The sequence below is a fragment of the Lysinibacillus sp. NPDC097279 genome (genome assembly GCF_044761745.1).
In the GTDB taxonomy this organism is placed as follows: Bacteria; Bacillota; Bacilli; order Bacillales_A; family Planococcaceae; genus Lysinibacillus.
The window spans coordinates 53,399-76,050 of the sequence record NZ_JBIWDA010000006.1 but is presented as its reverse complement, the minus strand read 5'-3'; the positions used below and the strand labels follow the sequence as shown (position 1 = coordinate 76,050).

The window sequence follows — 22,652 nt, the reverse complement described above, 5'->3', positions numbered from 1 at the left end:
CTTAAGTATACCCTATCGATGTAATTACCGTGAATTCTATAAGCTTTTCTACTAAAAATAAATATTATAAAAATTTATTTTAAAAAGTTGAAATAAACATTCATTTCTGACAATATATTGGGTAAGAGAGTCTCTATGAAAATATCGTTATTTCGATATTAAAATACGATTTTTCTAGAAAGTTCTCATTATTTTGTGTAAAGGGGAGAAGTAAAATGGTTTATGCATTTCCAAACACTGAAGGATCGGTAGTTCAATTCAAAGAGAGATATGATAATTACATTGGTGGAGAATGGACACCCCCAGTGAAAGGTCAATACTTCGATAATGTTACTCCTGTTACTGGACAAGTTTTTACACAAGCAGCACGTTCCTCTGCTGAGGATATTGAACTTGCACTTGATGCGGCACATGCAGCAAAAGATGCATGGGGACAAACATCCGCTACAGAGCGTGCTAACATTTTACTTAAAATTGCGGACCGTATTGAACAAAACTTAGAAAAGTTAGCCGTTGCCGAAACATGGGATAATGGTAAGGCGGTTCGTGAAACATTAAATGCAGATATCCCTCTAGCGATTGATCATTTCCGTTATTTTGCAGGTGCTTTACGTGCACAAGAAGGTGCGTTAAGTCAAATTGATAATGATACAGTTGCTTATCATTTCCATGAGCCGATTGGGGTAGTAGGTCAAATTATACCTTGGAACTTCCCAATATTAATGGCTGTTTGGAAGCTAGCTCCAGCTCTTGCAGCTGGTAACTGTGTAGTATTAAAACCAGCAGAGCAAACGCCAGTTTCTATTATGGTGTTAGTGGAGCTAATTGGTGATTTATTGCCAGCAGGCGTACTAAATGTTGTAAATGGATTCGGTTTAGAAGCAGGGAAACCGCTTGCCTCAAACCCGCGTATCGGTAAAATTGCCTTTACGGGTGAAACGACAACAGGTCGCTTAATTATGCAATATGCGTCACAAAACCTTATTCCAGTTACATTAGAATTGGGCGGAAAGTCACCAAATATTTTCTTCGAAGATATTATGGATGAAGATGATGCCTTTTTAGATAAAGCAGTAGAAGGCTTTGTACTATTTGCGCTTAACCAAGGCGAAGTATGTACGTGTCCTTCACGAGCATTAATTCAAGAATCCATTTACGATAAGTTTATGGAGCGTGTGTTACAACGTGTCGAAGCGATTCAAGTTGGAAATCCACTTGATCCGAATACGATGATGGGGGCACAGGCTTCAAGTGAGCAGATGGAAAAAATTCTGTCTTATTTAGATATTGGTAAGCAGGAAGGCGCTGAATGTCTAATTGGGGGCGAGAAAAATAATGTAGGTGAAGGCTTTGAAAACGGCTACTACATTAAACCAACTGTCTTTAAAGGGCATAATAAAATGCGTATATTCCAAGAAGAAATTTTTGGGCCAGTTGTGGCAGTTACAACATTTAAAACAAAAGAAGAGGCATTAGAAATTGCGAATGATACATTATATGGACTAGGCTCTGGTATTTGGACGCGTGATATGAATACAGCATATCGCTTCGGTCGTGGTATTCAGGCAGGACGTGTTTGGACAAACTGCTACCATGCATATCCTGCACATGCAGCGTTTGGTGGCTACAAAATGTCAGGTATTGGCCGTGAAACGCACAAAATGATGTTATCGCATTACCAACAAACGAAAAACTTATTGGTGAGCTATAACGAAAATAAACTTGGTTTCTTCTAATCAGTGAGGAGGTGCTATAGCGTGGTTGAACGTGTTTTAGCAACGGAAGAAGCGCTGGCACTAATTGAATTGTTAAAGGAAAAGCATGGACCAGTTATGTTTCATCAATCAGGTGGATGTTGCGATGGCTCCTCTCCCATGTGTTATCCTGATGGGGACTTAATATTAGGTGACCAGGATGTATGCTTAGGTAAGATTGGAGATACACCATTTTATATGCACAAAAACCAGTATGATTATTGGAAACATACGCAAATTATTTTAGACGTAGTGGATGGTAGAGGCGGTATGTTCTCGCTTGAAGGCGTTGAGGGTAAACGATTTTTAACAAGGTCTAGAGCTTTTTCTACAGAGGAACTAAAAGAGTTGGGCTTAATTAAATAGTTTAATGACAGCGGCAAAAGCTTTTTTGTCGCTGTTTTTTTATGCTAATTTTTCGGAAAAAGAAGATGTAGACTGACGTTATTTGGGGAATTTCGCAATAGTAAATAATGCTGTAATCGTTCTTGTAGGGTCTGGGTTAATAGTAATTTTCTGATTGTCCGTTCAATCATAATATAGCCCCCGTTCATCTGAGATTATATTAATTAAACCATATAATACCTTATCTCAAACATTAAATTATGTTTACTTTTTATGTTAATTGTTACAAAACGATTGAATCTTTTCGACAGAATGTTACGTAAATAGTGAAAAGGAGTGTGTTGAACATGGATGTTGTTATAATTGAAAACCAATTTACACAAACTGTGGAGGCTGTATCGAAAGTTGCAGGTTGGACAGTGGATCGAAAAATTATATTAGCTATTGCCAGCACATATGTAGCCTCGGGTAAAGTGTATGATTCGAACAAGTACAAAGACGTTGTGGAAGAAATGAAAAAACAAACATCGTGGATGTCTCCGTTGCGAACTTCAATAGGGTAGCAAATATGATGGAGCAAGATGGTACGGAGCAAGCAGTAAATACGCTATTGAAAAACGAAAAGATATAATGGAGGAATGCCAACTTATCTAGAGCAGCTCTTTTTAACATGCTAAACGAGCTGCCTTTTCTATATTGTGTTATACAAAGATTAATTTTCAAATGAATAAAGCTCAGCTTCAGCAAATTGTTGATTTGTATCATGAATTAAAGGGAATGAAATTGTTGAAGTGGCATCGCGAATTCGTATTATTTATGGCCGTGCAAATTGCTATCTATGATATGGCAAAAGTTCAACAATCTCTATCAATGGCCATTATGTCTTCTATTGAATTACTAATACAAGCACAACAGGCTGTGATGATATCCGCAGTTACAGCGGCCGCAATAGCGTCAAATTCGAGCACTTCATGATAAACTAAAGAGGAACAGATTATTTGGAGGTGTATTTGAAGATGAACGAAACAAAGCTTTGGATAAATGGGCAATGGCGAGATGCGAAGGAAACATATGAATTAAAATCGCCTTATAACGGTAAGGTAATTGCAAAGGTTGCAAAGGCGTCTGTTTCTGATGTTGAGCAAGCCATAGAAGGTGCCCAAGATGCCTTTCTTTCATTTAAAAAAACAACCGCCTACGAACGTGCCGAAATTTTATATAAAGTAGTCGACATTATGCGACGTCGAAAAGACGAATTGGCGGAAATTTTAGCGCAAGAAGCAGGCAAGCCTATATCAGCAGGTTTACCCGAAATTGAACGCACAATCGCAACGTATCAGTTTGCAGCCGAAGGAGCGAAGCAAGTGAAAGGTGAAACGGTACCGATGGATGCCGCACCAGGAGCTGGTGATCGAATAGGCTGGACAAAGCGTGAGCCATTAGGCGTTATTTCTGCTATTACTCCGTTTAACTTCCCTTTTAATTTAGTCGCACATAAATTGGGACCTGCCTTCGCGGTTGGGAATACAGTCGTGTTAAAGCCTGCAACACAAACACCACTTAGTGCAATTGTGATGGCGGAAATATTTAAGGAAGCTGGATTACCAGATGGTGCATTACAAATTGTTACAGGTAGTGGTGGCGAACTAAGCGATACACTCGTAACGCATCCATTCGTGAAAAAAGTAACCTTTACTGGAAGTGGTAAAGTGGGATTAGGTATTAAAGAAAAAGTAGGTTTACGGAAAGTAACATTAGAGCTAGGCTCGAATGCAGCGGTTATTGTTGAGCCATCGACACCTATTGATAAAATCATTGCGCGTTGTGTTAGTGGTGCTTTTAGTTTTGCGGGACAAGTATGTATTTCTTTACAACGCATCTACGTCCACTCCTCAATTATAGATGCCTTCACAAAGGAATTTGTAGCGCAAACTGAAAAACTTGTCGTCGGTGATCCACTTGATAAAAATACAGATGTCAGTGCTATGATCAATCCGAATGAGGTTAACCGAATTCGTGAATGGATTGAAGAGGCAAAAGCTCAAGGTGCAGTCATTGCTACAGGTGGAACATTTACAGAACGTACATTAACACCAACAGTTATGACAAATGTAACTGCTGATATGAAAGTTGTTTGTCAGGAAACATTCGCGCCAATCGTCTCAATTGTTTCATATGAAACATTAGACGACGCAATTCGACTAGTGAATGAGTCGGAACTTGGCTTAAATGCAGGGATTTTTACGAATGTACTACCTGATGCCCTGTATGCAGCTGATGAATTGCAAGCAGGCGCTGTTATAATAAATGATATTCCGACATTCCGAGTAGATAACATGCCTTATGGCGGCATAAAAATGAGTGGCTATGGTCGAGAAGGTATTAAATGGGCGATTGAAGAAATGACCGATATGAAGTTTATTACGATGAAAAAATCCTTCTAAATTTGCATCAATTCTTTTTCTACGATACGATGACGAAAGAATAATACATGAAGGGAAGTTACAAGAACTATGACAACCAATGCTGTACCAATGAGCCAATCGCGTACACTTCAGACGCGTCTCGTGTTACCACCAGATACTAATAATCATAATTCCATTTTTGGTGGAAGAGTGTTAGCTTATATTGATGAAATTGCTGCAATTACAGCGATGAAGCATGCAAAAGGGCATGTTGTAACAGCCTCCATTGATTCTGTTGATTTTTTATCGGCAGCACATGTAGGTGATATTCTTGAAATTGAAAGTATTGTTTCATCCACAGGGCATTCATCTATGGAAGTCTATGTCCGCGTTATTTCTCGTAATATTGAAACAGGTGAGGAAAAGTTAACAACTGAATCATTTGTAACGATGGTTGCAGTAGATGATCATGGCAAACCAAAGGCTATTCCTGCAATTTACCCTGAAACGGATGCTGAAAAACGACTGTTTGAAACAGGTCCTGCTCGACGAGAGCATCGCAAACAAAAACGTGCTTTGGCACATTAAATAACAAAAAGGAAATTGACACGATGCAGTCAATTTCCTTTTTTTAGTTTGTTATATATTTAATTCATTTACAACATTTATTAATGAGTCTGATGAAGAGGAAACGAGTGTAGCCCCTTGTGATAGCTCTGTAATTAAAGTAGAAATTGCTGAAATATCTCTTGCCGTGTTTACATATTGCTGTTGAATACCTGATACAGCATCGGCGATATCATTAAATGATTCAGACAAACTTGTTTGTGTATCAACGCTATGTTGGATTTTCTGGTCAACATTAACGACAGAACTTGCCATTGTTGAAATATTACTTTCTGTTTCTTTAATAAGGTGTGACACATTTTGTACAGCATTTTTTGTTTCTTCTGCAAGCTTGCGGACTTCCTCGGCTACGACAGCAAAGCCTTTACCATGTTCACCAGCACGAGCAGCTTCAATTGAAGCATTAAGTGCTAATAAATTTGTTTGGTCAGCGATGCCTGTGACAAGCCCGACAATTTCAGAAATTTTTTGTGAAGATGTACGCAACTGATTCATCGTCACTTCAAGGCCGTTGACACTTTGCAAAATATCATGGATTAATTCATTTTGCTCTTTTAACTGATGCTGACCACGTTTAGATTTATCCTGTGTATCTGCAACGAAGTTTAATCCTTGTTTAGTTGCCACAGCGATATCATCTGTTTGAGAGGAGATGACTAAAAGGGAAGCTGCTGTTTCCTCGCTTATCGCATTTAACTCCTCGGCAGTACTTTGAATTGTAGTAACAAGTGCATGTTTTGTTTGATCTGCCACACTACGTATACGGTCTTCTTCCTTCTCATATGCCTCAATAACGAGCTGCTGCTCGAAGTTAATGATTTTACAGAAGGCATTGATGGCACGTATAGCATCATGCTTTGAAATATCTAAATCATTTGCAAAGCTTGTAAAAGTCGAAGTGAGTGATTGGAATGAAGCGATATACCATTTTGATTGGAGTCCAATTCGAACATGTGTCTCAGCGATTGCTTTTCTTTCTTTGATGTAGTCGTCATTGATGTGACTCTCGAAAATATCGCTTAAATGCTTATGTAAAGTCACTTTTAAACGATCAATTTGGGATGTTCTATTAATAATATCTAGTAAGTTTTGACTTAAGCTAATCGCTGCATAAAATTGATCGACCATTTCAGGAATAACATTTTTTACTAAAGGTTGTAATTGTTTAATGATTGCTAAATCTTCAGTTGTTAAGTCTAATAACTGTAATTGTTTTTGTAGTTTAGGATAGTTTGAAACATCTAATTGTACATGTTGTTTAAATTCCTCAGGTGTAAGTGTAATTGAATAACCATAATTGTTCTTCTTTGTAAACCAACTCATTGTGTCTGCTCCATTCTTTATAAATCCATAATAATGATAGTAATTGAAGACTCTTTGTGTATTTATTGTTAGGTTTGTAAATTTGGTGAATATATGGTATTAAATCTATTCTACTATTTTTTGTACTATATTTGGTTAAAAATTTCCGATATTTCTATATTTTTTTATTATTTTTTTACTTAGGAAGCTGACATTAGTCGGATTACCTATGACACACTAATTTTTCATAGCATTAGGGCAATTTGAATTTCAAGTAGGAAACCTGTAAAATACGAACTGTTTAGTTTTACAAAAAAATGCATGTGAGATAAAAATAGTATTGAGGAGGTATTACATGGAGAAAAAGCGTTTTAAGTTTGTAATTCCTGTGATGGTAATTGTAGCAATTGGCTCTGTTTATATGTTAACTAAATATTATGCAGATGTACCAGATCTAAACCAACTATTAATAACGATTTGTGCAACGATAGTATCGGGTGTGCTCGCATACTTCTTATTCCCGCAACAAGGTGAAAATAAAGTGGATGATCGAGGTCCATATTAATCCATCATCGAGACATGTAAGTAGATCCTTAATTTTTTATATGTTAAAAATCCGCGTTTGCCTTCTGAGGGCAAAGCATGAGTCAGGCTATTTGCCTAAGCATTTCGCTGACCTTCGTGCCTTATTTCTCCTTAGAAGTTTGCGCGGATTTTTTTGAAAGCTAATAGGGTAGCTTAGTAGTTTATGGTTTAAATAGTTTGAACCAGCCTTTGTGTTTAAATAATGCTAACATAAATAGTCCAAGTAATAGCATAATACCAAGTACAATAAAGTAGCTGTAGCGCCCATGAAGTTCGGGCATATTATCGAAATTCATGCCGTAAACACCCGCAATAAATGTTAATGGGATAAAAATGGTGGAGACGATTGTCAACATCATCATAATGCCGTTCATACGGCTAGAGGTCATGGCCATATAACTATCGCGCATATCTGCTGTAAGCTCTCGATTAGATTCGACCATTTCTGTAAGCTTTGCTAAATGATCGTGGATATCACCGAAATAAGCTCTTTCCGATTTTTTCAGTGCAAAGCGATATGAGCTAAGTATTCGATACAATAAGTCACGCATTGGTAAAATAGTGCGTCGTAGATGGAGCAAATCACTACGGAATTCAAACACAATTTGCATTGCATTTACATTATTTTGATAAGTCAGTTCATCTTCAAGCGCATTTAAATGATCCTCGATTTTATATACAAGCGGGAAATAACTATCGACTATTTTATCGATTGTTTGATACGTCAGGAAAACGGCGCCTCGTTCCCAATACTTCGGCTGATCTTCTAAAAGCTTCTGAACCTTTTCAATTTCGGTTGTTTCGTTTTTGTGGAAAGTAACAATGAAATGGTCAGAAAGAAAAATATTTAATTCCTCAGCAATTAACGTTTCTTCATTTAATTTGTGAATAACGAAGAAATGATAGTCATCGTAAAAATCGAGTTTTGGTCGCTGTAGACGCATTAAGCAGTCTTCAATTGCAAGTGGATGAAAATGAAAAAATGTATCGAGCAAAAGTTCTTCTTCTGCAGTAGGGCAATTAAAATCTACCCAATACCACTCATAATCGTTTTGCTTAAGGTCTTCAAGTGGAAAGTCCTTAATTAATTGTTGATCTTTCGTCATGGCCATCGTGCGAATCACGGCAATCACCTCATATCTGTTTATCTCGTTTTAAGTACGTAAGAGGAGACATATCACCGTAAGATCATTACCTCATTTACTTATCGTACATTACTATATATTATAGGGATTCAAGTTGCTCTTTATAGCATATCCAACCGCCGAATAGTGTTGTAGCAAAAAACCTCGAAGGCTGTGAAAAACCTGCCTGTTGTAACAGCGTAACAATCGCCTCCTCACGCATAAATGAAAGTGAGCGGATAGATTGCTCCATAGTCGCTATTTCCGAGCTTGAAAGTTTTGTGTGCTGTTGCCAATATGCACGCCATAGGTCAAATTGAAGCTCTGTTTCAGCGGAGTTAAGTTGTCCGTATTTAGAAACAAGAACAAATGGTGCACCAGATTTTAAACGTTGTGCAATTTCTTTTAAGGTAGCAAGTTTCTCCTCGTAGGATTCAATAAAGTGGAGTACTAATATACAGCTCGCCGCATCAAAGTGCATTGCTGGAACCGATGCAGTTAGTATTGTGCCTTGTAGTAGAGAAATATCATTTGGTAATGATTGCAGACGGTTTTCTGCAATTTTCAACATTGCTTCAGACGGATCTATACCGACAAATGACCAATCGGGTCTATGCTCGGCTAACTGTATAATTTCATTACCACTACCTGAGCCTACAACTAAAAAACTTGCTTGCTCTTGCAGTGTGGATTGATAAAAAGCTTTCGTTAAACGTAGCATGGCATCGTAACTTGGTAATGTTCTTCGTATACCCTTTTCATATTCGTTCGCAAGCGTGTTATTAAATTCCATCTAGTATCACATACCTTTCAAAAAAGTTTTAAAAATTTAAGCAGCTTTTGAAACTATTTTGCGTATAGTTCCGTAAATAGAAGTATTAATCATAATGACACACCATAAAGGAAGGTTGATATATATGGAAACAAAATGGTCTAAGGTAATCATACATGCCAGTGCGTTTTTTGCGCCATTTTTAGTGCCGATTTTATTTTTCCTAATTAGTTCTGATGAAGAAGTGAAAAGTTTTTCGGTGCAAGCGCTATTGTTCCAAATCGTGATGGGCATATTGATTGTAATTGCTGGTATCCTATCATTTGTATTAATCGGTTTACCGTTCTTACTAATATTCATCGCTATGGTATACATCGTACCTATTATCGGAATCGTGAAGGCCTTTTCAGATGAACCTTGGCGTTACCCAATTGTTGGTCGCTGGGTATAATTTTTAACGACGCAAGTATATGCTATGAGCATATGCTTGCGTTTTTTCTTTAAGCAAAAAGGGTACATTATAGACAAGAACGAGTAATATTTTTAGCGGACAAGCATTTTCTTAGTAGTCCATGCGCTTTTTTACACACAACTAAAAGCACGTCATGATGAAGGCAATATGTCATATCCATGCGCTTTACACAAATCTTTGTGCGAAATAATTGCAATTATTTTCAAGCGTTTTGTATAATATACTCAAAGATAGTCAAAGATAGTCAAAGTCAGTGAGGTAAGCGAGGTGTATTCTTAAAGTGCGTAATATTTCAGACATCATAGAAGGCTACTTAAAGCAAGTACTTGAATTAGGTGGAGAAGGGCATATTGAAATCAAACGTAGTGAAATTGCTGATAAATTTCAATGTGTGCCCTCACAAATAAATTATGTAATCAATACAAGATTTACAGCCGAGCGGGGTTACCTCGTTGAAAGTAAACGGGGTGGCGGTGGATACATTCGTATTTTACGTGTCCGTGCAAACTCACAAATTGATCTAATAGATGATGTGCTCTTGCAAATTGAAGGAGGAGCCTCGCAAACGGTTGCAGAAGGTTTAGTATATCGTTTAATTGACGAGCAGGTAATTTCAAAGCGAGAAGCGAAATTAATGTTAGCAGCGGTTGATCGTTCGACTTTAGATTTACAACTACCTTTACGGGATAGCATTCGTGCGAAAATTTTGCGAGCGATGTTAACAACCATTAAATATGAAAAGCAAAAATAAAGAGGTGATGGAAATGATTTGCGAACATTGCAAGCAGCGCAATGCAACAGTAACTGTGACACAAGTACAAAGTGGGCAGAAGGTGGAACACCATTATTGCGATGTCTGTGCCTCACAGTTCCATCCGTTCCATGCAGAGTTTAAACAAGAGCCTGTATCGATTCAACAATTATTATCCAACTGGTTTGGCTCACCTACATGGCAAAAAGTCGGTGAAAAACAGCAAGCGCCACCTCAGCAACAAACATGTCCACAATGTGGATTTACGTATAAGCGATTTTTGAAAGAGGGTAAATTCGGTTGCCCTAGTTGTTATGACACATTTAGCGAGCATTTGCCAAAGCTGTTTAATCGAATTCAAGCTGGACCGCAGCATATCGGTAAAATGCCTGGTGCTCAAAACAATGTTTTTGTCATTAAAAAACAGATTGAAGATATTCGGAAACGCATGAAGGATGCGGTGGACGAGGAGCAATTTGAGGAAGCGGCGAAGCTTCGTGACAAGGCAAAAGATCTTGAGCAGCAGCTACAATTCGAAGGTGGTGATGTGTCATGATGATTGAATCGTTTTTAGAGCGTGCTACACCTGCATGGATGGATATGGAGGATGACTATTCAGATATTGTCATTAGTACACGCATCCGCCTTGCTAGAAACTTAGATGGGTTTCGTTTTCCTTTAGTGTTTTCGGAAAACGAGGCTTTACAGGTAGAGCAAGCTGTCACCCACGCAATACAGGACAGTTCCAAGCTTCAAGAAAGATATTCTTACTTTTCTATAAAAGATTTAACAACGTTACAACGACAAATTTTAGTTGAAAAGCATTTAATTAGTCCGCAGCTAGCAAAAAAAGAGCAAGTCGGCGCAATGTTGTTATCTGAGGATGAATCTATTTGTATTATGGTGAACGAAGAAGACCATTTACGCATTCAATGTATGACGGCAAGTTTTCAACTTCAGAAGGCATATGAGCAAGCAAATAAGATTGATCGAGCCCTAGAAGGAGCCTTGCCGTATGCGTTTCGTGATACTTTTGGATATTTAACAAGTTGTCCTACAAATATCGGCACGGGATTACGAGCTTCTGTTATGATGCACCTTCCTGCGCTTACATTGACAGGTCAGATGAACCAAATCATCAATGCAATGACTCGTTTAGGGATGACCGTTAGGGGTATATACGGTGAAGGTAGTGAGAATCTTGGAAATATTTATCAAGTGTCGAATCAGATTACATTAGGAAAAACAGAAGAAGACATTTTAGCAGACATCCAAAGTGTTGCAGAAAAAATTATTCAAAAAGAACGACAAGCAAGAAGTAAGCTAATGGAAAAAGCGGAACTTGCATTAGAAGATCGTGTATACAGAGCTTTAGGAACACTAACGCATGCTCGAATTTTAACAAGTGAAGAAGCTGCTACTTGCATATCGAATGTGCGTTTAGGGGTCGATTTGCAGATGATTGATAATATTAAAGCAACCTCTTTAAACGAGTGTGTTGTCAGCATGCAGCCAGGATTTCTACAGCACTATGCAGGAGAGGTTTTACCGCCTGCTGAGCGAGACAGAGCAAGAGCAAAAATGCTGCGAGAGGCATTATTTTTAGAAGTTAAGAGTAAGCCTATTATAGGGGGAAAAGGAGAGGATTCATATGATGTTTAATCGTTTTACACAACGCGCACAAAAAGTATTACAGCTTGCACAGGAAGAGGCAATTCGTTGGAAGCACGAATCAATAGGAACAGAGCATATTCTTTTAGGGCTTATTCGTGAAGGCGGTGGTATAGCTGCGAAAGCATTAGAAGCCATCGATATTAGCCCTCAAATGATTGAAGCAGGTATTGAAGAGCTAGTCGGTAAAGGAACTGAGGATGTTGGACCAATCGTTCACTACACGCCTCGTGCGAAGAAAGTTATTGAATTATCGGTTGATGAGTCGCGTAAATTAGGTCATTCCTATATTGGCACAGAACATTTACTATTAGCGCTTATTCGTGAAGGCGAAGGGGTAGCTGCTCGTGTCTTAAACAATGCTGGTGTGGGCTTAAACAAAGCTCGTCAGCAAGTATTATTGTTGTTAGGTAATAATGACAATGCACAATCTGGACAACAGGCTACACAGGCTGCAAATACGCCTACATTGGATAGCTTAGCACGTGATTTAACACAGATTGCTCGTGAAGGTTCACTAGACCCTGTTATTGGTCGAAGTAAAGAAATTACCCGTGTAATTGAAGTGCTATCACGTCGTACGAAAAACAACCCTGTGCTTATTGGTGAACCAGGGGTAGGTAAAACGGCAATAGCAGAAGGCTTAGCGCAACAAATTATTAACAACGAGGTACCAGAAATTCTCCGCGACAAACGTGTTATGACGCTTGATATGGGGACAGTTGTTGCGGGTACTAAATATCGTGGTGAATTTGAGGATCGTTTGAAAAAGGTAATGGATGAAATTCGCCAAGCAGGCAATGTCATTTTATTCATTGATGAATTACACACGCTTATCGGTGCAGGTGGGGCAGAAGGTGCCATTGACGCTTCTAACATTTTAAAACCATCTTTAGCACGCGGTGAATTGCAATGTATTGGTGCGACAACATTAGATGAGTACCGCAAATACATTGAAAAAGATGCAGCTTTAGAGCGTCGTTTCCAGCCTATTCAAGTTGATGAGCCGACAGTTGAAGAAGCTATTCAAATTATTCACGGCTTACGTGATCGCTATGAGGCGCATCACCGTGTGAAAATTACAGATGAAGCAATTGAGGCAGCGGCAAAAATGGGTGATCGTTATATTTCAGACCGCTTCCTGCCTGATAAAGCCATCGACTTAATTGATGAGGCTGGTTCAAAAGTACGCTTACGTTCATTCGCAGTGCCACCAAATTTAAAGGCATTGGAAGATAAACTTGAAAATGTGCGCTCTGAGAAAAATGCGGCTGTATCTGGTCAAGAATTTGAAAAGGCTGCGTCTTTAAGAGATACAGAGCAAAAGCTAAAAGACGAAATCGAAACAACGCGTAAAACATGGAAAGAAGAACAAGGTAAAGCCGAATCAAAAGTAACGGTAGACGATGTGGCAGCTGTCGTGTCGATGTGGACGGGAATTCCTGTTGCAAAAATTGCACATGAAGAATCATCTAAACTATTACAGCTTGAGGAAGAATTACACAAACGAGTTGTTGGGCAAGGTGAGGCTGTTGAGGCAATCTCTCGTGCGATTCGACGCGCAAGAGCAGGTTTAAAAGATCCGAAGCGTCCAATTGGTTCATTTATTTTCCTTGGTCCTACAGGGGTCGGAAAAACAGAACTTGCAAGAGCTCTTGCAGAAGTAATGTTTGGTGATGAAGATGCGATGATTCGCGTTGACATGTCCGAATATATGGAGAAACATTCGACTTCACGTTTAGTTGGTTCACCTCCAGGTTATGTAGGATTTGATGATGGTGGTCAGCTGACAGAAAAAGTACGACGTAAACCATATTCTGTTGTGCTACTTGATGAAATTGAAAAAGCTCACCCAGATGTTTTCAATATTTTACTTCAAGTACTTGAAGATGGTCGTTTAACGGATTCTAAAGGACGTGTCGTTGATTTCCGCAATACGGTTGTCATTATGACTTCCAACGTCGGCGCAGATGCGTTAAAGTATCAAAAAAATCTTGGCTTCAGCTTAGGAAGCTCAGAGTCGAAGCACAAAGATATGAAGGGTACAATGCTAGAAGAACTGAAAAAAGCATTCCGTCCAGAATTTTTAAACCGTATCGACGAAATGATTGTGTTCCACTCACTAGAGAAAGAACACTTAAAAGAAATCGTATCAATGATGGCTAAGTCCTTAACAAAACGTCTACAGGAGCAGGATATTACGTTAGAGTTAACCGATGCTGCACTTAATAAAATTGCGGAGGAAGGCTATGATCCTCAATATGGTGCACGTCCATTACGTCGTGCATTGCAAAAACAAGTGGAAGACCGTCTATCGGAAGAACTGCTTAAAGGCAATGTAGAAAAAGGAAACCAAGTTGTAATCGATTATGCGAATGATGAATTCGTTGTTCAGAAAAAAGAGGGCGTTTCAATTTCTAAATAAGCAGGTCGTTTATTGTTAACAAGATGATTTACAAAGACAGCGAGGCCTATAGTGCCAAGCTGTCTTTTTTTATGTAAAATGAATATAAGAACAAATATTCGAGGTGGTACTATGGCGAAGAAAAAAACTAAATTTGTCTGTACGGGTTGTGGTTATGAATCTGCAAAATGGATGGGCCGTTGTCCAGGTTGTGGAGAATGGAATAAGATGGTTGAAGAAGTGGAGGTCGTTGCAAAAGGACCTCGTGGAGCATTCCAACATTCGGCGACAGTCACACAGAAGGCTATACCTATTATACAAGTGGAAGCAGCTGAGGAGTCTCGGGTCGCTACAGAAATGGGCGAGCTCAATCGGGTTTTAGGTGGAGGCATCGTGCCAGGTTCCCTTGTATTAATCGGTGGTGATCCTGGGATTGGGAAATCAACGCTATTATTACAAGTATCAGCGTTGTTATCAAATAAAGGTCACCGTGTGCTGTATATCTCTGGTGAGGAATCTATTCGACAAACGAAATTGCGTGCAGAGCGTTTAGGAGTAATTTCACAAGAGCTTTATATTTATTCGGAGACGAATTTAGAGCTATTAAATCAAACAATAGAGGATGTACAGCCGAAGTTTGTTATCGTGGACTCCATACAAACAGTTTTCCATCCTGAGGTGACGAGTGCACCTGGTAGTGTCTCGCAAGTACGTGAATGTACAGCAGAGCTTATGCGAATTGCTAAAACGAAAGGCATTGCCATTTTCTTAGTAGGGCATGTAACGAAGGAAGGGCAAATTGCAGGGCCGCGTATATTAGAGCATATGGTGGATACAGTGCTGTATTTCGAAGGAGAGCGCCATCACAACCACCGTATTTTACGGAGTCAGAAAAACCGCTTCGGTTCAACAAATGAAATTGCTATTTTTGAAATGCTTCAAGGGGGATTAAAGGAAGTATTGAATCCATCCGAGTTGTTTTTACAGGAGCGCTCACAAGGTGCGGCAGGCTCAACAATTGTGGCATCGATGGAGGGAACACGACCGATTTTAGTAGAAATTCAATCGCTTGTGACGCCGACGAGCTTCAATTATCCAAAACGTATGGCTACAGGCGTAGACCAAAACCGCGTGCAATTGCTGATGGCGGTACTTGAGAAGCGGATGGGCCTCATGCTACAAGCACAGGATGCATATATTAAAGTTGCTGGCGGTGTGAAGCTAGATGAGCCTGCAATTGATCTAGCGGTGTTGACGAGTATTGTTTCTAGTTTTAAAGATCAGGCAGTGCGTGCTACAGACTGCTTTATTGGGGAAGTAGGTTTAACAGGAGAGGTTCGTCGTGTAACACGTATTGAACAGCGTGTAATTGAAGCAGCAAAACTAGGCTTTAAACGAGCGTTTATTCCTGCCTCTAATATTGGTGGCTGGGACTTCCCACAAGGCATCGAGATTGTTGGTGTAGAGACGATTAAGGATGCATTAAATGCCTGCTTTAGAGAACTATAAATAAATTAATAGTTTTCCAAAAAGAACACCAACATTTTTTAGCAGTGTAAAATTAGCGTCAAGTGCTTGTGCGCGGAGGCTTTATTCTATAGTGGAACATTCTAAATGATGTAATGGTTTCAATAAATTAGTGCATGTTGGGATACCCTAGCATGCACTTTTCCTCCCTTATGACAGGAGTCATAAAATTTCATAAAATTGGCTAACAATTATTGTGGAAATAATGCATCTCTCTAGGCTTTAATAACGTCCTATAATATGCAGTAAAAATAATAATGTTTTGATGGGCTCAAAAAAGATTTTCTACTGAAAAATATGTATAATCGATTATAAGAATTGGAGGTGACAGTATGAAAAAATTTATTCAAATTGCTTTTTTACTGATTGGAGGAGCTTTAGGCCTTGTTTTCTTACCGCCATTATACGAATTGCTTCATTTATCATCTAATCCTTGGCTTGATAATCCTTATGTATCAGTTGCTTTAGGGGCGCTTTTACTATTTACATTATCATTTGCATTTTCCGACTATTTCGTTCGGCTTATTAGCTGGATGGAAGAGGTACTATTTAAAGTACCTGTTGGAGATTTATTATTTGGTACGCTTGGGCTAATTATAGGACTTATCGTTGCCTATTTCCTAGGCTTTGCGATTGATAGTGTTCAGTTACCTGTTATTACAGAAGTAATACCAATTATCCTTTCGTTTGTGCTTGGATATTTGGGCTTCCGTGTAGGCTTTAAGAAGCGAGATGAGCTATTACAGTTATTTACATTGCGTGGACATAATGCGAAGAAAAAAGCAGCTGAAGGTATTGAAGTTCCAGAAATTCGTGGTAGTTATAAATTGCTAGATACGAGCGTTATTATAGACGGGCGTATAGCGGATATTTCAGAAACGGGCTTTATCGAAGGTGTCCTAGTGGTGCCGCAGTTTGTGCTCACGGAGCTTCAGCATATTGCAGATTCCTCAGATACACTAAAACGTACAAGAGGTCGCCGTGGTTTGGATATATTAAAAAAACTGCAAGATGAACGTATGACAAAAGTAGAGATTACCGAAGAAGATTTTGAAGATGTGCAGGAAGTCGATTTAAAACTTGTGCGTCTTGCAAAGAAAATGGGTAATGATACGCAAATTGTTACGAATGATTTCAACTTGAACAAAGTATGTGAGCTACACCAAGTGCAAGTGTTGAACATCAATGATTTGGCAAATGCGGTAAAACCAGTGGTGATTCCTGGTGAGGATATGCAAGTTGTCGTTATTAAAGATGGGAAAGAGCATAACCAAGGTGTCGCTTATTTGGATGATGGCACGATGATAGTTGTAGAAGGTGGCCGTAGCTATATAGGACAGGCGATTACAGTAACGGTAACGAGCGTGCTACAAACATCAGCAGGTCGTATGATTTTTGCCAAGCCAAAGGATGATTAGGAAGTGGGAAATGTGCAGTATGAAGTAGTACTTCCAGCAGCAGGTAGCGGGAAGCGAATGGGAGCAGGACAAAATAAATTATTTTTAGAGCTTTTAGGGAAACCAATTTTAATACACACATTGGAAGTATTTGAACAAGATGAAAACTGTACAGGAATTTGGCTTGCAGTGAAGCCAGAGGAGCGAGCATTTATTCGAGAAATGCTTTCGAGCTATGGCATCTCTAAAGTCAAGGGCTTGCCTGATGGTGGAGCAGAGCGTCAACATTCGGTTCATTCCTGCATGAAGGAAATGGAGCAAGTGGATATTGTTTTAGTGCATGATGCAGCACGTCCATTTATTACGCATGCTATTATTGCAAACCTTGTGCAAAGTGCTCATGATTTTGGTGCTGCTATTGCTGGTGTTCGTGCGAAGGATACGATGAAAAAAGTCCGTGACGGTATCATTGAAGAAACAGTGGATCGTGAAAGCCTATGGATGATACAAACACCGCAAGCCTTTCGATTTGATTTGATTGTAGAGGCCGAAGATGTTGCCGAGAAAGTTGGCTTTCTAGGCACAGATGAGGCAATGCTAGTTGAACGTCTTGGTCATGCCGTTCATATCGTAGAGAGTACTTACGAGAATGTGAAGATGACAACTAAAGAAGATTTACTATTTGGTGAAGCAATTTTGCGTCGCCGAGTGGCGGAAACTTATTAAAAAAACTATGGAATCTCATCAGTTGATTGTAGCTGATGGGATTTTTTTTATTAATCTTGACCAAACTATTAAAACTTTAAGTTTGTTGCGTATGTAAAGAGTATTGATCATGAGGTAGAGAGCTCAATTTCCTAGGAAATATGGTAAACTGTCTATAAATATAAAACATAAAGGCAGGTGAATGCTGTTACAATTATTTCAGTTGTAACGGCAGTATTGTATGTTTCGAGTAGGACAAGGTTTTGACGTACATGCTTTTGAAGAAGGGCGTCCACTAATTATTGGTGGTATTACCATTCCTCATGAAAAAGGTTTAGTAGGGCATTCGGATGCGGATGTATTATTACACACAGTAACTGACGCAGCACTTGGGGCAATAGGTGAAGGTGATATTGGGCGTCATTTTCCAGATACAGATCCTGAATGGAAAGATGCTGACTCAGCAAAGTTGCTAGAATATATTTGGAAAATCGTTGAAGACAAAGGCTATGTGCTAGGCAATGTGGATTGCACAATTATGGCACAACGTCCAAAAATGGCGCCATATATTGAACAGATGAGAAATCGTATTGCAACGCTATTAAACGCAGATGCATCACAAGTAAATGTCAAAGCAACAACTACTGAAAGATTGGGCTTTACTGGTCGAGAAGAAGGCATTGCATCGATGGCAACGATTTTATTGATAAAAAAATAAAAAATGGCGCGTGTTCAATTCCTAAGCACGCGCTACTTTTATTTCCTATACTACAGTGGTAAAATGAACAAAGTTAAAAAAGGTCGGAATTATTTTCAGACGAACATTAGGAGGCATTTAATTATGACGAAAGAAGTTCGCGTTCGTTACGCGCCATCACCAACAGGATTTTTACATATCGGTGGTGCACGTACAGCGTTATTCAACTATTTATATGCAAAACATCATAACGGTAAATTCATCGTGCGTATTGAAGATACGGATATTGAGCGTAATGTAGAAGGTGGAGAAGCGTCTCAGTTAGATAACTTAAAATGGTTAGGTATCGAATATGATGAATCAATCGATATCGGTGGTCCATATGCACCTTATCGTCAAATGGAACGCCTAGATATTTATAAAGAGCATGCTGAAAAGTTATTACAAGAAGGTAAAGCTTATAAATGTTTCTGTTCATCAGAAAAATTAGAAGCATCTCGTGAAGAACAAAAAGCTCGTGGCGTTGCAGCACCAACTTATGATGGTACTTGCCGTCATTTATCTGCGGAAGAAGTAGCGGCTAAAGAAGCGGCTGGTGAACAATATACGATTCGTATGCGTGTTCCTGAAAACGTAACATATAATTTTGACGATTTAGTGCGTGGACAAGTATCGTTCGAATCAAAAGATGTGGGCGATTGGGTACTTGTGAAAGCAAATGGTATTCCAACATACAATTATGCGGTAGTATTAGATGATCATTTTATGGAAATCTCACACGTATTCCGTGGAGAAGAACATTTATCAAATACACCAAAACAAATGATGATTTTTGATGCGTTTGGCTGGGAATATCCTCGCTTTGGACATATGACATTAATCATTAACGAAAACCGCAAAAAATTATCAAAACGTGATGAGTCAATTATTCAATTCGTAACACAATATAAAGACCTTGGTTATTTACCAGAAGCGATGTTCAATTTCTTCGCTTTACTAGGCTGGTCTCCTGAAGGGGAAGAAGAGATTTTCTCAAAAGAAGAATTTATTAAACTCTTTGATGAGAAACGTTTATCAAAATCGCCATCTATGTTTGATAAGCAAAAACTTACTTGGATGAATAATCAATACATCAAAAAATTATCTTTAGAAGAAGTAGTGGCTTTATCTTTACCACACTTACAAAAAGCTGGCTTATTACCAGAAGAGTTAACAGCAGAAGAGCATGCTTGGGCAACGGATTTAATCGCACTTTACCATGAGCAAATGAGCTTTGGTGCTGAAATTGTAGAGCTATCTCGCCTATTCTTTAACGATCATATTGAATATGATGAGGAAGCAAAAGCAGTTTTAGCTGGTGAGCAAGTGCCAGAGGTAATGGCTGCATTTAAAGCACAACTTGAAAATTTAGAAGAATTTACACCCGAAGCTGTTAAAGCGGCTATCAAAGCTGTACAGAAAGAAACGGGTCATAAAGGTAAAAATTTATTTATGCCAATCCGTGTAGTGGCGACAGGTGAAACACATGGTCCAGAACTTCCAAATGCTATTTGTTTAATCGGTAAAGAGAAAACAATTGACCGTGTAGAAAAATTCGCGAAATAATAGAAATTAATTGACAATCTGTTTCTTCGATGTAAAATGAATGTACATTGAGAAAGCGTTGATAAGGAGAAGTACGTGGCGCATGCTCTAAAGAGAGGACCATCACCGGCTGAAAGTGGTCTGAGCCAAGGCAAAACCGAAATGCACCTTTGAGCATAGAGCTGAACATGAGTAGGCTTTATCGGGTCGTTCCCGTTATAGGACGTCCAAAGTGGAAGGCTTGTGCCTTCAATCAGAGTGGAACCGCGCAAATTCAGCGTCTCTGTCATTCCTTTTTAGGAATGATAGGGGCGCTTTTTATTATTTTTTTATGATTTTCAAGTGTTAGATGGAAAAGGGAAATCATTACTAATAACAAATAGGTTTAAAAGAAATTTTTGCTTGGGGTTATTGTAAGGTTTGAAATAACGTAGTCGAGTCGCAAACACACATTGAATCGAAAAGGGGGAGTTTTTGATGTTTAAAAGAATAAAGGAAGATGTAGAGACAATCTTTGAAAATGATCCAGCAGCGCGCAGTGTACTTGAAGTTGTGTTAACATATTCAGGTCTGCATGCTACATGGGCACATCGTGTTGCACACTGGTTTTTTAAAAGACGTTTTTATTTTATCGCACGTGTGATTTCACAAGTAAGTCGCTTCTTTACAGGAATTGAAATACACCCTGGTGCTAAAATTGGTCGTCGCTTCTTTATTGACCACGGCATGGGCGTTGTTATAGGGGAAACGTGTGAGATAGGTGATAATGTAACACTTTATCAAGGTGTAACGCTTGGTGGTACAGGGAAAGAAAAAGGCAAACGCCATCCGACATTAGAAGATAATGTGTTAGTTGCCACTGGTGCAAAAGTATTAGGTTCTATTACAATTGGTGAGAATAGTAAAATTGGTGCGGGTTCAGTCGTCTTAAAAGAAGTACCACCAAATTCTACTGTAGTCGGTATCCCTGGTAAAGTAGTAATGAGAGATGGGGTTCGTTTGGAGAAAAAACTAGACCATCAAAATATTCCTGACCCAGTAGAGGAACGTTGTCAAGGTTTCGAAAAGCAAATAGCAGCATTGCAAAAAGAAATCGGACGCTTACAAAAGGAGAGAGAAACACAATGAGTATTCAAATTTTTAACTCATTAACAAGACAAAAAGAAACTTTCGTACCGCTAGAAGAAGGAAAAGTGAAAATGTATGTTTGCGGTCCGACTGTTTATAACTATATTCATATTGGGAATTCACGTCCTGTCATTGTGTACGATACGGTACGACGATATTTTCAATATAAAGGCTACGATGTGAAATTTGTATCAAATTTCACAGATGTGGACGATAAAATTATTAAAGCAGCAAATGAACTTGGTGAAGAGGTGCATGAGCTTACAGACCGTTTTATTGCTGCTTATTTTGAGGATGTTACTGCATTAGGATGCAAAAAGGCAGATGTACACCCTCGTGTCACAGATCATATGGATGACATTATTGAATTTATTAAAGTGTTAATCGAAAAAGGATATGCGTATGAATCTGCAGGCGATGTTTATTACCGAACTCGGAAATTTAATGGCTACGGTAAGCTTTCACATCAATCGGTGGACGATTTAAAAATCGGCGCACGTATCGAAGCAGGCGAGAAAAAAGACGATGCATTAGATTTTGCTTTATGGAAAGCGGCAAAACCAGGTGAGATATATTGGGAAAGTCCTTGGGGCAACGGACGTCCAGGCTGGCATATTGAATGCTCTGTTATGGCACGTGAGCATTTAGGTGATACAATTGATATACATGCAGGTGGTCAAGATTTAACATTCCCGCACCATGAAAATGAAATTGCACAATCTGAAGCGCATAACGATACAACATTTGCGCGCTACTGGATGCATAATGGATATATTAATATTGATAATGAAAAAATGTCTAAATCCCTTGGTAATTTTGTACTTGTGAACGATATTCGAAAACAAATCGATCCGCAAATTTTACGTTTCTTTATGTTATCTGTACATTATCGTCACCCAATTAACTTTGCTAAAGATTTGGTAGATGCTGCTGCTACTGGCTTAGAGCGCATTCGTACTTCCTACAATAACGTTAAGTACCGCCTATCTGCTACTGCTAGTCTAGGTGATCACTCGGATGAATGGCTCCAACAAATCGCTACACAAAAAGCGCAATTTGAAGAAGCGATGGATGATGATTTCAATACAGCAAATGCTATTTCAGTATTATTTGAATTAGCTCGTATTGCTAATATTTATTTGAATGAAACAAATACTGATGAAAAAGTTTTAGTCACTTTTGTTGAAACTTTTGAGGTATTAGGTGACGTCTTAGGTATTGAATTTGCAAAAGAAGCTGAACTGCTAGACGAAGAGATTGAAGCACTTTTGCAAGAACGCGTTGAAGCACGTAAAAACCGTGATTTTGCTCGTTCAGATGAAATCCGCGACCATTTACAGGCGCAAGGTATCATTTTAGAGGATACACGCCAAGGGACAAGATGGAAACGAGGGTAAGTAAC

22 protein-coding genes, 1 pseudogene and 1 other annotated feature are annotated in these 22,652 nt (G+C 38.9%); of the genes and pseudogenes, 19 read left to right on the top strand and 4 right to left on the bottom strand.

Annotation, left to right across the window (positions count from 1 at the left end; all coding sequences use genetic code 11):
• Positions 1-215: 215 nt before the first annotated feature.
• The 6 genes from adh (at position 216) to ACIQ1H_RS19460 (ending at position 5,092) form a co-directional block, all read left to right on the top strand.
• Entirely contained in the window at positions 216-1,736 is a 1,521-nt protein-coding gene (gene adh, locus ACIQ1H_RS19485) for an aldehyde dehydrogenase (protein ID WP_402891093.1), read from the top strand.
• A gap of 21 nt (positions 1,737-1,757) precedes the next feature.
• Positions 1,758-2,120 carry a DUF779 domain-containing protein gene (locus ACIQ1H_RS19480; protein WP_173479235.1) on the top strand — a complete coding sequence of 121 codons (363 nt, stop codon included), beginning with the start codon at positions 1,758-1,760 and terminating at the stop codon, positions 2,118-2,120.
• Positions 2,121-2,446: 326 nt separating this feature from the next.
• Entirely contained in the window at positions 2,447-2,662 is a 216-nt protein-coding gene (locus ACIQ1H_RS19475) for a hypothetical protein (protein ID WP_402891090.1), read from the top strand.
• Positions 2,663-2,822: 160 nt separating this feature from the next.
• Positions 2,823-3,074: a hypothetical protein gene (locus ACIQ1H_RS19470; RefSeq protein WP_402891087.1), complete on the top strand. Its 252-nt coding sequence runs from the start codon at positions 2,823-2,825 to the stop codon at positions 3,072-3,074.
• 41 nt (positions 3,075-3,115) lie between these two features.
• A complete protein-coding gene (locus ACIQ1H_RS19465; RefSeq protein WP_402891084.1) occupies positions 3,116-4,543 on the top strand; it encodes an aldehyde dehydrogenase family protein in 1,428 nt (475 codons plus the stop codon).
• Between the two features lie 69 nt (positions 4,544-4,612).
• Positions 4,613-5,092 (top strand): acyl-CoA thioesterase, encoded by a 480-nt coding sequence (locus tag ACIQ1H_RS19460; protein WP_173479238.1) that lies wholly within the window; start codon positions 4,613-4,615, stop codon positions 5,090-5,092.
• A gap of 51 nt (positions 5,093-5,143) precedes the next feature.
• On the opposite strand, the gene ACIQ1H_RS23035 is transcribed toward ACIQ1H_RS19460, so the two are convergent.
• Both ACIQ1H_RS23035 and ACIQ1H_RS23030 read right to left on the bottom strand, forming a co-directional pair.
• Positions 5,144-5,950 (bottom strand): methyl-accepting chemotaxis protein, encoded by an 807-nt coding sequence (locus tag ACIQ1H_RS23035; RefSeq protein ID WP_483869775.1) that lies wholly within the window; start codon positions 5,948-5,950, stop codon positions 5,144-5,146.
• A gap of 6 nt (positions 5,951-5,956) precedes the next feature.
• Positions 5,957-6,454: pseudogene (locus tag ACIQ1H_RS23030) on the bottom strand (protoglobin family protein); the annotation flags it as partial.
• Between the two features lie 334 nt (positions 6,455-6,788).
• Between ACIQ1H_RS23030 and ACIQ1H_RS19450 the strand changes: the two are divergent.
• Entirely contained in the window at positions 6,789-6,998 is a 210-nt protein-coding gene (locus ACIQ1H_RS19450) for a hypothetical protein (RefSeq protein ID WP_139860492.1), read from the top strand.
• A 181-nt stretch (positions 6,999-7,179) separates the two neighbouring features.
• Here ACIQ1H_RS19450 and corA read toward each other — a convergent pair whose 3' ends face one another.
• Both corA and ACIQ1H_RS19440 read right to left on the bottom strand, forming a co-directional pair.
• Complete coding sequence (gene corA, locus ACIQ1H_RS19445; RefSeq protein ID WP_139860491.1) at positions 7,180-8,142, bottom strand: magnesium/cobalt transporter CorA; 963 nt, start codon at positions 8,140-8,142, stop codon at positions 7,180-7,182.
• A gap of 100 nt (positions 8,143-8,242) precedes the next feature.
• A complete protein-coding gene (locus tag ACIQ1H_RS19440) occupies positions 8,243-8,935 on the bottom strand; it encodes a class I SAM-dependent methyltransferase (protein ID WP_402891079.1) in 693 nt (230 codons plus the stop codon).
• A 124-nt stretch (positions 8,936-9,059) separates the two neighbouring features.
• Between ACIQ1H_RS19440 and ACIQ1H_RS19435 the strand changes: the two genes are divergently transcribed.
• The 12 genes from ACIQ1H_RS19435 (at position 9,060) to cysS (ending at position 22,647) form a co-directional block, all read left to right on the top strand.
• The gene (locus tag ACIQ1H_RS19435) at positions 9,060-9,365 is read left to right on the top strand and encodes a DUF4870 domain-containing protein (RefSeq protein WP_139860488.1); all 306 of its coding nucleotides are present in this window, start codon (positions 9,060-9,062) and stop codon (positions 9,363-9,365) included.
• Between the two features lie 301 nt (positions 9,366-9,666).
• Positions 9,667-10,137: a CtsR family transcriptional regulator gene (locus ACIQ1H_RS19430; protein WP_337980213.1), complete on the top strand. Its 471-nt coding sequence runs from the start codon at positions 9,667-9,669 to the stop codon at positions 10,135-10,137.
• Between the two features lie 13 nt (positions 10,138-10,150).
• Positions 10,151-10,693 carry a UvrB/UvrC motif-containing protein gene (locus ACIQ1H_RS19425; protein ID WP_402891075.1) on the top strand — a complete coding sequence of 181 codons (543 nt, stop codon included), beginning with the start codon at positions 10,151-10,153 and terminating at the stop codon, positions 10,691-10,693.
• Positions 10,690-11,799, top strand: coding sequence for a protein-arginine kinase McsB (gene mcsB, locus ACIQ1H_RS19420; protein WP_173479241.1), 1,110 nt, complete (start codon positions 10,690-10,692; stop codon positions 11,797-11,799). Before ACIQ1H_RS19425 ends, mcsB begins: the two co-directional genes overlap by 4 nt.
• Positions 11,789-14,233 (top strand): ATP-dependent Clp protease ATP-binding subunit, encoded by a 2,445-nt coding sequence (locus ACIQ1H_RS19415; protein ID WP_173479242.1) that lies wholly within the window; start codon positions 11,789-11,791, stop codon positions 14,231-14,233. Before mcsB ends, ACIQ1H_RS19415 begins: the two co-directional genes overlap by 11 nt.
• A 111-nt stretch (positions 14,234-14,344) precedes the next feature.
• Positions 14,345-15,721, top strand: a complete 1,377-nt coding sequence (gene radA / locus ACIQ1H_RS19410) for a DNA repair protein RadA (RefSeq protein ID WP_173479243.1) — start codon at positions 14,345-14,347, stop codon at positions 15,719-15,721.
• Positions 15,722-16,071: 350 nt separating this feature from the next.
• Positions 16,072-17,157, top strand: coding sequence for a PIN/TRAM domain-containing protein (locus ACIQ1H_RS19405; RefSeq protein WP_337980214.1), 1,086 nt, complete (start codon positions 16,072-16,074; stop codon positions 17,155-17,157).
• Positions 17,158-17,169: 12 nt separating this feature from the next.
• Positions 17,170-17,862, top strand: coding sequence for a 2-C-methyl-D-erythritol 4-phosphate cytidylyltransferase (gene ispD / locus ACIQ1H_RS19400; RefSeq protein ID WP_402891068.1), 693 nt, complete (start codon positions 17,170-17,172; stop codon positions 17,860-17,862).
• Between the two features lie 220 nt (positions 17,863-18,082).
• On the top strand, positions 18,083-18,559 hold the full coding sequence (gene ispF / locus ACIQ1H_RS19395; RefSeq protein ID WP_024364393.1) for a 2-C-methyl-D-erythritol 2,4-cyclodiphosphate synthase: 477 nt from the start codon (positions 18,083-18,085) through the stop codon (positions 18,557-18,559).
• 123 nt (positions 18,560-18,682) lie between these two features.
• Complete coding sequence (gene gltX / locus ACIQ1H_RS19390; protein WP_402891065.1) at positions 18,683-20,143, top strand: glutamate--tRNA ligase; 1,461 nt, start codon at positions 18,683-18,685, stop codon at positions 20,141-20,143.
• Positions 20,144-20,192: 49 nt separating this feature from the next.
• Positions 20,193-20,410 (top strand) — a binding site (T-box leader).
• Positions 20,411-20,599: 189 nt separating this feature from the next.
• Positions 20,600-21,250 (top strand): serine O-acetyltransferase EpsC, encoded by a 651-nt coding sequence (epsC, locus tag ACIQ1H_RS19385; protein ID WP_139859448.1) that lies wholly within the window; start codon positions 20,600-20,602, stop codon positions 21,248-21,250.
• Complete coding sequence (cysS, locus tag ACIQ1H_RS19380; RefSeq protein WP_402891062.1) at positions 21,247-22,647, top strand: cysteine--tRNA ligase; 1,401 nt, start codon at positions 21,247-21,249, stop codon at positions 22,645-22,647. Before epsC ends, cysS begins: the two co-directional genes overlap by 4 nt.
• Positions 22,648-22,652 lie beyond the last annotated feature (5 nt).